The following is a 15,228-nucleotide window of genomic DNA, read 5'->3' on the forward strand; positions in this document are numbered from 1 at the left end:
TGGTAGTGATTATTTTTAACCACTCCTTTTAATAACTAACATATTAAACAAAAGAATAATTTTAACCATTGTTTTTCGCCAAATATATTTATTACCAATAAAAAATATTGTTATTAACAGACATTATTCCACTAAATAACGCTTATATTTGATTTCATTTTTCTAATCATCAGCACTATTTGAATACACAGTCGCCTGACTTATTATTTTTCCATTTTCTATCGTTAAATCATTGTTAGAGACACAAAACCCAGCACTAGGCTGGGTCTTTATATTGATCCTTTGTTTTAAGGATTATAAGATTTAGAAAGGTAGTTCTTATAAAGACACTAAAAATACATCTAACATCATGATATCATTAAAAATTAATAAGATAAATCTTAATTTCGTCAATATTCATGTGAAATCTACTATTTTCTTATACTGCTTTATCCAACTATTCAACAGCGAGTGTAAAGCTTAGCTTCTAATACATTAAGATATAGTGTCAACTTAACAACTCTCTATAATTTGATAGCTTTAGGCTTGAAATTCGCTAAATATTGCTCACACTTTACTTCAGCCCTATCTTCTTGGTAGTGGAGTTATACCTATAGTTTACAATCTGCCCGGTCACTATCAAGTCTATCGCTGTGTTTATCTGCTCTAAAGGCACACTGAACCATTCTCTAGGTTTGCACATATTACCTTGTAAATCTGCAATCTCCACATCAATGCAAACATCTCTAAATACGGTATGTACTAAGTTTTCAAACTTTTGAGTATTCATGTTATAGCATTCATAGCTAGCAACAAGCTCTACTGGTGCCATTAAATAAGTAGGTTCATTGGCTGCATTTGCGATGCGTTTCTTAATAGGTGTGCGTGAATAGCCTATTTTAAATAGATTTGGTATGGCTTGGATGCGAGAGTCTTGGCTTTGACTTGATAGAATATAAATAAAACCAGCCGACTCATCATCCTCGTTGATATTTTTGATATCAGCAAAATATTCACCAACAGGAGAGACTATTTTACCATCAGCATAAAGAGCCTTGGCTAGAGAGCGGTAAAGCATATTTGATTCTGTACCATTTTCAAATATACAGCGGGTTCTTCCGTCTTTTCTGAACCGCTTACCATCTACTGTTTTTGCATCACTACTAAACTCTACTTCCTCTAGATAAAGTAGTACGCCACTCAATATGTAAAACTCACCAACTGCTAAGTTTTCGCCTTTATCATCAAACTCCACAATCTTACGTTGACCACTGTTTAGCTGTTGCTGAACAACAGGAAATAGGTCTTTGTATTTATCAAAATCCTTGCATGACTTACGTCGTGCAACAAAGTCAGTTTCGGCTCGTTTATCTGCTTTAATATGCTTGATATTGAAAATACTCTGATCAGAGTCACCGAGTAAGCCAAAATCATCATCTGCAAAGATATCTTCAAATGAGGTGATTTCTTTTTCAACAATTTCAGGTTCTGGTGCAGCGACTTCATGAGTAAGTGGCAACAGATTAAATTCATCAAAATCGACTAAAGCTAGGCACTGTTCATTGTTATTTTTGATGGAATCCAATCGCTTAAACAGCATAAGCTCACTAATATTCGCCATATTGTTTTCAGGTAAGCGCTTATTGGTTCTGTAAAAGTCACTTATCTCTTGGAACTTAGCGACTAAGTGTTCATCTGCCGTAGGTGCTCGCGACTTCACTTTAATCGTTGTAAGCCCTAAGTCGTCATCGCTATCAATGAAGCTTAGCCAGTCATCTAATTCCATAGACTTTAAAGCTTGCCACTCTTCATTTTTCATTGTGCAGGTACTCTCTTGCGTTTCTGTTGCTTAATATAAATGACACACTCAGCCAGTCTCTTTTCAGTAAAATCTGAGCTATTTAAGTCAGGCTCACGACCCTTTTCATTCACAAACTGCTTAACTTTGGGCCATAGCAACTTAGCCTCATCAAAGTCCATTTGAATACGAGTGGTTTCGATAGATTCTTGAATTAACTTGAGCACATCTGTAGTGATGGATTTTGACAGAATTTCAAATGCCTTTTGGAAAGGGTTGATCTGATCAATCAAGTCAATATGTAGCTCATCAATATTGATAAACTTGTCAGCCATACGAATAAACTTCTTACCGCCTTGCTCAGTTACTTCTGCTGAGCTTATTGCACAATCGACTACGACTTGCTGTCTTACTTCTTCAACTTCAGCTTCAGTCAAGTCAGGGTATTTCCGCTGAATTATTTTCGGTATAAGAATTTTATTGACTACCTCAGGATCGACCTTACCTGCTGAGGCTGCAATAACCTTATCATCTTGCAAGATAGCAGCTTTTAGATCAGCCAAATCAGACTCTATGATAGCTTTAGTGCGCTTAGTACTTGGTTCTTTAAAACCACCTATTTTCATAGTGCCCGGTGGTGTCGGTTCGAAGTCGCCATCCTTTTTTGTTTTGAATTTAAAATTAGGGGCAAGCACTTGTTCCATTAACAATGAGCCAGTAATAGCTTTAAGCATGTTGTTTACTGCAATAGTCACGTTCTCGTTTGCAGCATCAGGTTGCGCGATAAGGTTGGTAAATTGGGCATGGCTTTTATTTGCACTATCTCGAGTACAACGACCAATAATTTGAATGATTTCAGTTAGTGAGCTTCTATATCCAACAGTAAGTGCGTGTTCACACCACTCCCAGTCAAAACCCTCTTTTGCCATACCCAAAGCAATAATGATGTCCATATCATCTACGTGATTCATATTACGTAAATAGTTTTGGATAATATCTCGCTCGTTCTCTTCAACCAAATCTGCAACCTTAATAACTGTACCATCAGGTCGCGTAACAGGAATAACGCCTGTTACAGGATCTCTCTTACCTGCTTCACCCAGCACTTCGAGAATAGCATCTACTTCATCATATTTTTCTTTGGTTGACTCACCCGAATTCACGTTTGGTATATGAATAATGGTTTTCTTACCATAATTCTCTTCTGAGTTAAGTACTTCATGAATGACATCAGTGTAGCGACCTTGATAGAAGTGATAGCCAATACCAAGTGACTTTAAATAGTTATAACCATTGAGCTGCTCATAATAGTTAAAAGAAACCTTATCAAACTGAGCTTCATCTTCAGGTGTCAGTACAGGGATACTATCGCCACGGAAATACGAGCCTGTCATAGCGACAATATGAGCATTGGTATTTGCCATGATGCTACGTAATACACCGCCTAAGACGTTGTCACCATCAGCAGACACGTGATGAAATTCATCAATAGCGATCAAGCAGTCATTAAATACGCTGTCTTCTATTTCCTGAAAGGCAAAACGTAGTGTAGCGTGAGTACAAATTAATATCCTGTCTTCGCCTATCATAAAACGCTTAAACGCTTTGGTCTTACTACTCTCACCACCAGGAATACATAGGTTATTGTTATCGTCAATATCCCAATCACAAAAGAAACCGTACTTACTTAACTCGGTTGAACTGAACGAACCACCAATAGATCGCTCTGGCACCGCTACAATCGCTTTTTTGATACCTTGATTATGTAGCTTATCCAATGCTAGGAACATTAGGGCGCGAGATTTACCTGATGCAGGAGGCGCTTTTAGCAATAGGTACTGACTATTACGAGCAGCATAGGCACGTGCTTGCATTGCTCGCATGCCCATCTCATTTTCGTTTGAGCTAGCACCAGTTTGCGCATATTCAAAGTGCATTAAATTAGGCATCCTGACCTCCTATCATTTCTTTATAAAGCTCTAGCATGCATGATAGTCTGCTTTCGTCTGAATCAAATTCTTTTTCTTGATAGAGAGACTCTACAAACCTATCAAGTTCATTGTGTGCTTTAATTAAATCACTTGGCATTTTTAATGGGTCGTATAATTCAGCCAATGTTCTATCAGGAAAGTATTCTCGAACAGTTAAAATGCCTATAGCTAATCTTTCTAACTCCGATTTTTCTGATTGATTTAGGTCTGGGAGCGGAAAAGTGTTGTAGCATAAGGCATTGGAATATTGGAGGTCAGTTCTAGTTCGACCGCATACTGTTTTTACCCAGACCATATGCATTTGCGAAGTTAATATAGCAAAAATAAAAATTTCAGGGTCGTAAACGACTTGCGCTGTTTGTTGGATTACAGTAGCTTTATCGACGTAACCTATAGGTATATACTTTCGTCTTTCAGATGACACTAAAGGTATTAGTATTTGAGAAGAGTTTGCTCTTCTTCGATATCTAAATTGGTGGGGCCTTGAAGAAAGTGTTCTTGCTACATCTCCACCATTTTCTCTAAAGCTCCGACACGCATCAATTCGTCTACGAATGAATAAACACTGATTTGCAAACTCCAATTCGTCGTCTTCAATCCACAGGCACCACCTATCAATGCCTTTGATAAATTCATTAGACCCCGTTGTCTTTAAAACAAAACGGTCAAAATTAGGATGTTGTTCTATAAAATTTATTTTTTCTTCATTCGACAATAACAAATGTCCGCCATCTAGTGCCATATTTCCATATACCATCGTTGGTAATTTAGAAATTGGAGCTTTACTTTTTTCGACAATTATTGAATCTCCATCGACTAGATAGGCATTTATGTTCTTAACTTTCTTTATAGTATTAGAATCAAATAAGAATTTTGGCTTATTCGACCTATGCCTTACACCAACAATAGTGCAAGTTACACTCGCCTTATTTTTAGCATTATTTGTCCAATGAAAATCCTTGTAGCCTACAAATATCTCTAGACCCAAATTAAATATGTGAGGCCAAAGAAGAGGAACCTGCATCCCCTGACACAATGAGTTAGTCGTCACAAAAGAAAATGCACTTTCTGCATTAATATATCTTGATGCCTTTAAAAACCAGCAGGCGATATAATCTAAAGTTTTAAATGATTTTATTCCTGAAAATACTAGTTGCAGATCTTCTTTTTGAGTTTTCGACTGCATTTTTTGTCCAAGGTAAGGAGGGTTTCCTAAAACATATACCTCTTCTTCTTTTTTGTTGGGGCAAACGTCAAACCAACTTATCCTCGTTGCATTTCCGCATACTATATGACCTCCACTTTGTAATGGTAAAGTAGGTTCACATTCTCCAAACTCAGCTTTAAATTCAACATTCATCTGATGCTCAGCTAACCAAAGAGAAAGTATGGCTACTTCATGAGCAAAATCATCAAGCTCAATTCCATAGAACTGAGAAAGCTTGATACGTGAAAATGATGAGTCTAAACCGACTTCATCAAAAAAGTCATCTTGATATTCATCTTTTTTAAACTCTTGAAGTTGCTTAATAACTTCCATTTCAAGCTTACGCAGCTCTTTAAAAGCAATAATCAAAAAGTTACCTGAACCACAAGCTGGGTCAAATATTTTAATGTTAGCGATGCGATCATGAAGCTTTCTTAAACGGCTAGGTTTTAATTTTGGATCAATATTCTCTGCAATATTTTCTAGCTCTGCATACAAATCATCCAAGAACAGTGGTTCAATGACCTTCATGATGTTGATGACAGACGTATAATGCATCCCCATACCACCACGTTGATCGGGATGCACAACCGCTTGAATCATAGAGCCAAAGATATCAGGATTGATACCTGACCAATCTAGCTCACTACCGCATTCAATGAGCATTCTGCGAGACTTGGTAGAAAACTTTGGTGAAGCGATAGAGTCAGCAAATAGGCCACCGTTAACGTATTCAAATTTGGCCAAATAATCTGGTAAATCATGACGATTTTCTTTGCAAGTATTTAAAACCTCAAATAAACGGTTGAGGTAACTGTCTACATCAGAGCCATCTGCTTTGGTATGAGACTCAAGCTCACCACTGAACTGGTTGTCTGTAAATATACCCGTATCTTCTGCAAAAAAACAAAAGAGTAAACGAGTTAAAAATACGTTCAGACCATGAAGTGCGGCAGTATCATTCTTATTTTCTTCACTGAAATTATCTGCTTTAATCAAATCAAACAGCTTGGCCATCTTCTCAGCTGCCTTTACATCAGCTGGATTATCGCCTTGATATACCGCTTTTTCCATACCAGCCCAAGGTAAGAAGAAGTCAAAGTACTTACCAAGTTCGCTAAACTCAATATCAAGTGTGTCATGAGTACGCGTATCTACAGCTACAAACTGACTAAAATCTGTTGCGATAATAAAGCGTATCTTCTCTCGTGTGACAGAAGGTTCCTTCTTCATATCGTCGATATCTGAGAACACTTTATTGCTATCACTGTGCTTAAAATAGATATGCCGCTTGGCTCTAACTTCCCCTGCAACCTTAGCTAGGTTACGCTCACCTGACTTGATACGGCTTACTGTCGTCCTTCTATGCCCATAAGCTGCCATTAACTCGTATATGAATTGATCCTTTTCAACTGAGCAATTAAGGACATCTGAAGCTAACTTCTTAACGGTTTCTTCTATTTGGGTTACGTTCACTTCATTTCCTTTGTAATAGCTTCAAAGCTATTTTGGTAATCTGTTTTTTTAATACACTATTAGGGTCTGTTGAACATTGGGAATAAATTGATGGCAAAAAAAATAGCGAAGCAGTAATCTTTAAGTTCTCACACAAAAAAGATACCGTTCGCTATGCCTCGGACAATGCTCAAGAATGAGAACTGGACAAGACTAAGACTTATACTACTAGAACTTAACATCTATGACAAAGGAAATCTTAGACTAACCGTTGAAGGCATCCTTTATCGGATGCGTGTTGGTTGTCCTTGGCGTGATCTGCCCGCTTACTTTGGCAAGCCCAACACCGTCTACAAGGCATATCAGCGTTGGTTTCGCAGCAATAAGTTGATTCAACTGTTTGCTTTATTAATCAAAGACGCAGACCTTGAATGGGTGTTCATAGACGGTACTCATATAAAAGCGCATCAGCACAGTAGTGGTGCTAATGAGACTGCGCAAGCTATTAGTAAAAGTGTGGCAGGCCGCGCTACTAAGATTCACTTAGCAGTGGATGCTCACGGTAACCCGATCAGTTTTATCGTATCAGATGGTACAACTCACGATGTTAAGGTAGCACCAGATTTAGTTGATAATATCGATCTGAGTGATACAGATATTCTATGTGCTGATAAAGGCTATGACTCTGATGCGCTGCGAGAACATATTAAACGAGCAGGAAGTTTCGATAATATTCCTAGAAAGCAGAATACAAAATTGGATAATAACCATATGGACTGGGACTTGTACAAAGTTCGACACTTAGTTGAAAATGCATTTGCTCACTTAAAACGATTCCGAGCAATAGCCACTAGATACGATAAGCTTAAACAAAGCTATGAGAATACAGTGGCGCTAGCTTGTGCCTTTATCTGGCTTAAATTATGAATGTTCAACACGCCCTAACGAATTAGACGTTAAGCTTATAAGAATTTTAGTAGATTTATGCTTGTCAGTTCGTTCTGCAAAGCTATTATAGCTGCACCTCAAAATACTATCTAACTTTTGTTAGATTAATACTATACTACAATACTTAAAATATTAACTGAGAGTGAGAAAATGTTTGATCTTAGCGGAAGTGAACGTCGCAAACTGAAAAAGCTATTTGGTATGGGAAGTAGATATGTTCTGAATTTCTCAGATCGCACCTTTGGTGATTTTTTTTGATGAATACAGAGTTGAGATAGATAATGAGCAGTACAAAACAGGAGGTACATCAAAGGCGAACTGGATGCGTACTTTGTCACTTTGAGCCTGCACTGAGGCGAGAATGGTTTGGTCTACGTATTTTTTATACCAGGATAGTAGCGTTTCAGGCGTGCAGCCAATCTTTGATGCTATGGCTTGAATGGCCGACCATGTATAGGGACAGTCGCTCGACGCTTCTATCAGCATGCCAAAGGCGCGTTCTTCCTATGAAAGTATTGCAAAAAATTTTATTGAAGAAGTTCAGGAAACTGAAGACAAGAAAACCTGGCGCTTTGGATTTAGTCCGCCACAGCTTGACAACATCTCACTAGAGACCAGAGGTTGGATGGATAAAGACACTGGCAATTACTATGTTCATGAAATTTTAGGCATTAGCAACATTTCTTCTTCTTTGCCTCAAACAGTGAGGTTTTATAGCGAGAAATTCAAAACTGGTATAAAAGGTAGCACTAAAAGTAGTGGAGCTAAATCAGCTAGTTCAGCAGATAGCAATACTATTGATGATCAGCAAGATACCGATATTGATACTAAATTAAAAACGTTAGATATTCCAACCACATCTTTTAGTTTTGCAAACGCAATAGAAACTCGAAAGGTCGTTAAAAAAAGAGTTCCAAGTTCAAACGGGCTAGAATCTGAAGAGTATGAAGGTCTCGTAGAGCTTGATCTTAGTGCAGATGAAGCCACAATTGACGATACTGCGTGCCAAGCTGATTTCTCAGGACTTGATGATGAAAGTGAGGTATTAGAGCTTTATATGCAGCGATTTGAAGCATTTAAGCTACTAATTAAAAAACTATCAGAGCAACATAATATTGAATGCCATGAAGAATTGTACTTTTCACCAGCTATGGGACGATCGAGTTTGCATAGAACGACTGACGGTAATAAGCGATCTTTACTTGAAGTACACATAAAAACAGATAAAGCTGATTTCATTATTTTAGAAGTTGACATGAGTGACAATGATAGAATGCTATCAACACTAATAATTAAATTAGAGGATACTGATCGATGGACTCAGCAACTTGAAGATATATTGCAGTTAGTGGTCCAACATTCAATCAGTTGGCCTACCAATGAATATTTAGAGACTTTTGGAATAGTAAAAAGAATGAAACATCCGTCAAGATTACTTCAACTGACTGACTCCAGTATTGAGTTCAACGGATGGCTAAAACGACTAACTGATATCTTAGGAGCATGATTCCATGTAGCTAAACCAACTCTTTCTATTTATACCTTTTTATTTTATAGCGTTTTTTATTATAACGAGTAATCAACAACGTGCTGAGCTTCACAGCCAAATATGGTCCATTGCCAACGATGTACGTGGCTCAGTTGATGGATGGGACTTTAAGCAGTACGTACTTGGAACATTGTTCTACCGCTTTATAAGTGAGAACTTTGACGCCTACATTACCGGTGGCGACGCGAGTGTTAACTATGCTGCAATGTCAGAAGATAATGAAAATATCAAAGCAGCAAAAGATGATGCTATTCGTACCAAAGGCTATTTTATTTTACCAAGCCAATTATTCAGCAATGTGGCAGCTAACACCCATAATTTAAACAAAGACGTAGCTGTTATGTCACTTAAGCGAGAGTACGCCTCTGAAAATGGTACTGCGCTCAATGAAGCATTACCTAAGCTCAGTCCGTTAAACCCACAGTATCGAACGCAGAAGCAAACAGTTTTTCAGAAAATTGCAGCTCTTGTTGAGAAGTTTAAAGGTGTGGGTGGGAAGATATAGTCAACTTATCTGAGTGATATAATAGAATTTTATTATAATTCTTAGCTTACCAGGTTTAAGTCTACAATTTGTTGAGCATAGCTCAATTACTTATACTGGAAATTTTTATGTCAAAAAAAAGAGACAACTTCTCTCAATCTGTAAAAACAAAGTTAAAAGATAGAGTAGCAGGTAGGTGTTCTAACCCAGACTGTAGATTAGTTACTCAGGGACCTTCAGGTAAAGACAAAGTAAATAATATTGGACAAGCTGCCCACATTCATGCTGCTGCAGAAAACGGACCTCGTTATGATGCTAATATGAGTAAAAAAGAAAGGAGTTCTGTAGATAACGGTATTTGGTTATGTTATAACTGCTCAACTAAAATTGATAGAGATATTAATGCCTATCCAGCAGAGGTCTTACGTGACTGGAAAAGTAAAGCCGAAGAAAAAGCCTTAAGTGAATTAGGAAAGACTTTTCAAAATAGCGATTATGTAACTAATGTTCTAGAAGGAATATCTCGGAACCTCTTAAGCCAGTCTATAGATGCTATAAATAAAACTCTTGATCAAAATTTGAAATATATAGACCTTAAGTTTAGCACTGAAATTGAGCGTATAATACGCTATTTATTAAGCGAGAAGTATATAACGACACCTTCTCAAAACAAACCAACTATTAAAGAGATGTCGATTATAGATAAAGGAGAAGAGTATATACATGAGAAGCCGCGTTCGAAAGCAAATATTGAATATTTTCATCATTTCCCCAACACATCTAAAATGTGCTGGAATGAAGAAATGGCCATTAAACCAAGTCGTGATTATACGCTTGTAGAACTATTTGCAGGCGCTGGCGGTTTAGCACTTGGTCTGGAACAAGCAGGCTTTAAACCAATTTTGCTAAATGAAGCAGATAAATATGCTTGTCATACCCTTCGCACTAATCGTTCAGATTGGAATGTAATCGAAGATGATATTAAAAATGTAGATTTTACCCATTTAAAGGCCAAAGTTGATTTATTGACTGGCGAATTACGTGTACCGCCGTTCTACCTTTCTCGCAATCTCTCGGAATTTGAGATCCTTCAAGGAACTACTCTTTTTGAGACGAAAAGAGCCATTAAAGAAATTCAGCCTAAAGTATTTTTAGCAGAAAGCCCTATCGGTTTAACAAAAATCGATAATGGAAAGGTGCTGAACACTATTAACAAAATGTTAGAAAATCTTGGCTACACAATTATCGAAAGCGAAACTTACGAAGCCCTGTTTTATAAAGTTCCTCAAAAGCGTAAACGGTTTATCACTATAGCAGTTCGATCCGATCTGTACGATAAACTCACCTTTAAAAAACCACCATATTATTATCGAAAGTTAACCGTAAAGGATGCTCTCAAAGCTGGTGAGCTTTACGATAGTGACGTTCCAGAATCATCGGGGCAAAAATATCCGAGACGAAAAGCAGAAATAATGTCATTTGTTCCAGAAGGAGGTCATTGGCAAGACCTACCTATGGATCTGCAAGAAGAGTACATGGGAAGAAGATTTTATCTAACAGGTAGTAAAACAGGAATAGCAAGAAGACTGTCTTGGGATGAACCAAGCTTACACCTGCTTTGCAGCCCCACCTATAGAATACTAGAAAGTTGCCACCCAAGTGAAGACAGACCATTAACGACTCGTGAATATGCTAGAATTCAAACTTTCCCTGACGATTGGAAGTTCCAAGGCTCTGATAGTCAAGTTTATAAGCAAATTGGTAATGCGGTTCCGGTAAACTTAGCATCGGCTATAGGGAAAGCGATTGTTAGGATGTTCAATAATGAATCAAGCAGTGACCTATGCGTTCAATCATGATAATAATCTACTTGAATCAGATGTTGCCAAAATATTTTCTGATAATATCTTTAAAACGCGTGTTTGTGGTTTTAGATATAGATTTTAGAAGTTATTTGATGATTAGGGACTATCGAATGGAGATAATTATTTAGTGTCAGATAGTGGATAAAATCATGCTAAGTTAACAAGGTTAATTTAGCAAATTACGCTCTTCATAACATTGAGGTGGATATAGACTCTCAATAACTATTAGTAAAATATGACCTATTGTTTGCTAATTTAAATTATTAAACAGTGCAAACGCACACTTTTAAAAAATTAACATCATTAATAATTTACAATAAACAATAGTAAGATCTAAATTTATAACTTTCTGACTTTAAAAAATATATTAAATTATGCATTTATCCTGAGTCATTAGGCTAATACATAATAATAGACAAGCTATATACCACATTATTACACTGTAATCGTGCAATTACACTGTTTATATCTTAACAATTGTTTCTTATAATTAAATACAATTTTCCATATATGGAAGGGTCTATTCAAAATGGTAAATAAACTGGAGATGCTAAAGAAAAGTCTTCTTGAAGAGCTAGATAGCGATCAGTTCGATGTCTCTACAATTCTATCATTAAGTCATGATATTGCGTCATTAGACTCATCTAAAGCTCGTTTTTCAGTTGATGCAGGTATCATTGACCGCCTTGGTAAAGAGCTTGTTTCTAAAAGAGAAACTGCTGTTTCTGAACTGGTAAAGAATGCATATGATGCCGATGCAACAAAAGTTGAGCTAATATTTAAGAATTCTTACGATGTAGGTGGTTCACTGAAAATTACTGATAACGGTATTGGTATGACTCGTGAACAGCTAATCAATGGATTTATGAGATTAGCTTCTACGGAAAAAGTAAACAATCCAGTCTCCGAAATATATGAGCGAAAGAAAGCAGGTAAAAAAGGAATTGGGCGGTTTGCTACTCAAAGGCTAGGCTCTAAGCTAACTATTCTCACTAAATCTAAAGATAGTGATGGTACGATAGAACTCTCGATTGATTGGGGCGAATATGTAATTAATCAAAATCTATACCTTATTCAACATGACTTGAAAATATTAGATATGGAATGGGAGTCTGGAACAGGAACCACATTAATTATTGATGATCTTCATGAGTCTTGGTCTGATGCGACAATTAAAAGGGTGTATCGATATACGGCCGAACTACTCCAGCCCTTTCCTTTAGCTAAAAATGAGAGTAATGAACCCAAAGGAACTTCTAAGTTAGATCCTGGATTTAAAACAATATATTACAGAGAAACTGGTAAAGATGAAAATATTATTGCTGATGATAATGAAGAGATACTTCAATATGCTTTAGCTGAAATAAACGGTTATGTTGATGATGAAGGTCAGGGATATTGGACATTAGAGAGTGACAAGCTCGATTTTAAAGAAGACTTGTTTTTAATTGGTGATAGTAAAGATAAAGAAAATAATGATACGCCCTTTAATTTGATTAAAGGTTTAGAGTTTAAAGTTTATTACTTCTTATATGACCCAAAGTTACTTCCTAAAAGTAAACTCAATTTTATTAGAGAGTTATCTCATGAAAAAGGAGGAATTAGACTTTACCGTAATGGATTCAGGGTACTTCCCTATGGAGAGCTAAAGGATGATTGGTTAGGTCTTGATAAGTCGACTACTCGTCAAACTATTCTTTCTTCACATAGAAATCATAACTTCTTTGGTTTTGTTCAAATTAGCGATAAAAGTGGTAATTTTGAAGAAACTGCTAGTCGAGAAGGATTAATCGAGAATTATACTTTCGAAGAATTAACCAGATTTGTGTATAAGTGTTTAATTAATGCTGTGCAAAAAATTGCTCATCTTAGAGGAAGAAAGGCGACAGCTGGTCAGAAAGACTTTATACCAAATAAAAAAGATCAAGATCAAGATCAAAATCAAGATCCTATTTCTAAAATAAAAGATGCAGTGGAATCTCTAAAAAAGCAAAGTGAAGATTCATCAGGTAAAGAAAAAAGTAACTCTGATTTCGAGAATTTAGAAAGAATTATAGAAATAGAGCAGAAAAACTATCAACTACTCGTCAATGAAAATAGTATGTTACGAATATTGGCAGGGCTGGGACTAGTTATTGGTGAATTTGTGCATGAAATTAAACGCTTTGTACCAAGTTTCGAAAACGAAATCTATCTTTTACAACAACACTTAAATAATGATTCAATAGCATTAGGAAATATTAAATATCTTCGAGAAAGTCTAAGTTCTTTTAAAACTTATACCTCATTTTTTGATACCGCTGTTACTCGTAACACTATCAGAGAGCTTGAATGTATTGAATTACGAGATGTGGTCCGAAATTTTGAAGAATTAATAGAAGCTGATACTGTCAAATCTAATATACATATAGCTTCCGATTTTATAGGATATGACTTATTTACGATACCAATGCATCCTTCCGAATGGGCTTCGATCCTATTTAATTTATATTCAAACTCCAAAAAGGCTATCAGAAGAGAAAGGCCAACTTTAGGAGCTATTGATATCACCTGTGGAAAGTTAGAAAACAAAGTCTATCTAGAGTTTTCTGATAATGGTGATGGCATAGCTATGGATAAGGAAGACTATGTTTTTGATGCTTTCTTTACTACTTCATCTGCAATTGACTCAGAAGACGAGATAAACTCTCTAACAGGAACAGGCTTGGGACTTAAAATAGTCAAAGATATTATTGAGGATTACGATGGAGAAATATTTATTTCTACGCCAAAGAACAACTTTTCTACAACTATACGTATAGAACTGCCAAAAGGTCAAGAAGACGATGAGTAACTTAAAATACTGGTACATTGATGATGAAGAAGGTTCTCCCGAAGCAACTACAATTAGAACGCTCAACTCTACAGGTATAAAAGCTGAACAATTAAGTCTCAAAAATTTTAGAGACTTCGGAGATTTGAAAAACAGAATTATAGATTTAATCAAAGAAGACTTTGGGGGGCTTATTCTTGACCTTAGGCTAGATGGTCAAGGTGATTATCCTACTGCCTTTAATGCAACTGCTTTGGCACAAGAACTTAGGTCAGTATCTTCAATGAAAATAACTTCTATTTATCCTATTATATTAACCTCCACTGAAGAAAAAATTAAAGAAACTTACAATACTGATAAGTCCAGCCATGACCTATTCGACTATAAAATGCACAAAAGTAGTGAAAACTGGGAGAAGCGGAGTAAGAAGCTTATATCATTAGCTAATGGCTACAAGATAATTGATAATACTTCATTTAATGGTGTATCCTCCGACTCTAAATTGTATAAATTACTAGGTAAAAAACTCTCAGACATAAGAGATACAAGAGTAGTAGAGAAGTTAGTGGAGTTAATGGATCAAAGCGACAAACATCATTTCATAAACTTCATTATTAAGCAGTTCTTTCATTTCACTGGCCCACTAGTTAATAAAAGGATTTTATTTGCAAGATTAGGCTTATACATTGATGATTTATCAGATGATAATATCACCTCCATATTAGACCTATTTCTAGATGCTAAATATACTGGAGTTTTTGCAGAAGGCTGGGATAGGTGGTGGGAAGTTGATATTGAAACAGTTCTCAAAGAGAGCTTTCAAACTAATTTCAGCTTTATATCTGCAGAAAATAGAGTAAATATACTCAATGAAAAATTGGGGTTAAACTTAAAACCCTTTGAAGGGCTGAAATTTAATTCTAGTACAGAGTACTCCACAATCTGTGAAGCAACTAAAAAGCCCATAGATCATCTAGAAGGATTTAGAGTCAAAACTTCACACGACTATTTACCGTGGCAAAGTTATAAATACTTATCTTTATTCGCTTTTTTGGAACGAGAGAGAGCTGATGAAATCCGACCTCATCCTTTAGAAATAGATAAAATAAAAAGTGTCAGAGAAGAGTTGGGTATATAAAC

At 36.3% G+C, this 15,228-nt stretch carries 9 protein-coding genes; 6 read left to right on the plus strand and 3 right to left on the minus strand.

The genetic code is table 11. The annotated features are described in order from the left end of the window. Window positions 1-553 precede the first annotated feature (553 nt). From ACFI32_RS05630 to ACFI32_RS05640, 3 genes are read right to left on the minus strand one after another with little or no spacing between them, the layout of a single operon-like run. Window positions 554-1,798, minus strand: a complete 1,245-nt coding sequence (locus ACFI32_RS05630; protein WP_462625530.1) for a GIY-YIG nuclease family protein — start codon at window positions 1,796-1,798, stop codon at window positions 554-556. Then, window positions 1,795-3,726, minus strand: a complete 1,932-nt coding sequence (locus ACFI32_RS05635) for a DEAD/DEAH box helicase (protein WP_462625531.1) — start codon at window positions 3,724-3,726, stop codon at window positions 1,795-1,797. The genes ACFI32_RS05630 and ACFI32_RS05635 overlap by 4 nt, the downstream gene beginning before the upstream one ends. Further along, window positions 3,719-6,451 (minus strand): DNA methyltransferase, encoded by a 2,733-nt coding sequence (locus ACFI32_RS05640; protein ID WP_462625532.1) that lies wholly within the window; start codon window positions 6,449-6,451, stop codon window positions 3,719-3,721. The genes ACFI32_RS05635 and ACFI32_RS05640 overlap by 8 nt, the downstream gene beginning before the upstream one ends. Window positions 6,452-6,604: 153 nt before the next feature. On the opposite strand from ACFI32_RS05640, the gene ACFI32_RS05645 reads away from it, so the two are divergent. The 6 genes from ACFI32_RS05645 to ACFI32_RS05670 all read left to right on the plus strand — a co-directional run bounded on the left by ACFI32_RS05645 (window position 6,605) and on the right by ACFI32_RS05670 (window position 15,226). Then, complete coding sequence (locus tag ACFI32_RS05645; protein ID WP_462625533.1) at window positions 6,605-7,357, plus strand: IS5 family transposase; 753 nt, start codon at window positions 6,605-6,607, stop codon at window positions 7,355-7,357. Between the two features lie 505 nt (window positions 7,358-7,862). Further along, entirely contained in the window at window positions 7,863-8,885 is a 1,023-nt protein-coding gene (locus tag ACFI32_RS05650) for a Tn7-like element transposition protein TnsE (protein WP_462625534.1), read from the plus strand. 61 nt (window positions 8,886-8,946) lie between these two features. Continuing rightward, the gene (locus ACFI32_RS05655; protein WP_462625638.1) at window positions 8,947-9,432 is read left to right on the plus strand and encodes a type I restriction endonuclease subunit R, EcoR124 family; all 486 of its coding nucleotides are present in this window, start codon (window positions 8,947-8,949) and stop codon (window positions 9,430-9,432) included. 107 nt (window positions 9,433-9,539) lie between these two features. Further along, window positions 9,540-11,270, plus strand: a complete 1,731-nt coding sequence (dcm, locus tag ACFI32_RS05660; protein WP_462625535.1) for a DNA (cytosine-5-)-methyltransferase — start codon at window positions 9,540-9,542, stop codon at window positions 11,268-11,270. A 535-nt stretch (window positions 11,271-11,805) separates the two neighbouring features. Further along, on the plus strand, window positions 11,806-14,109 hold the full coding sequence (locus ACFI32_RS05665) for an ATP-binding protein (protein WP_462625537.1): 2,304 nt from the start codon (window positions 11,806-11,808) through the stop codon (window positions 14,107-14,109). Further along, the gene (locus ACFI32_RS05670; protein WP_462625538.1) at window positions 14,102-15,226 is read left to right on the plus strand and encodes a hypothetical protein; all 1,125 of its coding nucleotides are present in this window, start codon (window positions 14,102-14,104) and stop codon (window positions 15,224-15,226) included. Before ACFI32_RS05665 ends, ACFI32_RS05670 begins: the two co-directional genes overlap by 8 nt. Window positions 15,227-15,228 lie beyond the last annotated feature (2 nt).

Source organism: Psychrobacter sp. PSi21 (assembly GCF_054960615.1).

What these genes read in the sequence shown, in the direction of transcription:
- ACFI32_RS05670 (WP_462625538.1), top strand. Translation starts at nt 14,102, where the DNA reads ATGAGTAACTTAAAATACTGGTACATTGATGATGAAGAAGGTTCTCCC.
- dcm (WP_462625535.1), top strand. Translation starts at nt 9,540, where the DNA reads ATGTCAAAAAAAAGAGACAACTTCTCTCAATCTGTAAAAACAAAGTTA.
- ACFI32_RS05645 (WP_462625533.1), top strand. Translation starts at nt 6,605, where the DNA reads ATGCCTCGGACAATGCTCAAGAATGAGAACTGGACAAGACTAAGACTT.
- ACFI32_RS05630 (WP_462625530.1), bottom strand. Translation starts at nt 1,798, where the DNA reads ATGAAAAATGAAGAGTGGCAAGCTTTAAAGTCTATGGAATTAGATGAC.
- ACFI32_RS05650 (WP_462625534.1), top strand. Translation starts at nt 7,863, where the DNA reads ATGCCAAAGGCGCGTTCTTCCTATGAAAGTATTGCAAAAAATTTTATT.
- ACFI32_RS05665 (WP_462625537.1), top strand. Translation starts at nt 11,806, where the DNA reads ATGGTAAATAAACTGGAGATGCTAAAGAAAAGTCTTCTTGAAGAGCTA.
- ACFI32_RS05635 (WP_462625531.1), bottom strand. Translation starts at nt 3,726, where the DNA reads ATGCCTAATTTAATGCACTTTGAATATGCGCAAACTGGTGCTAGCTCA.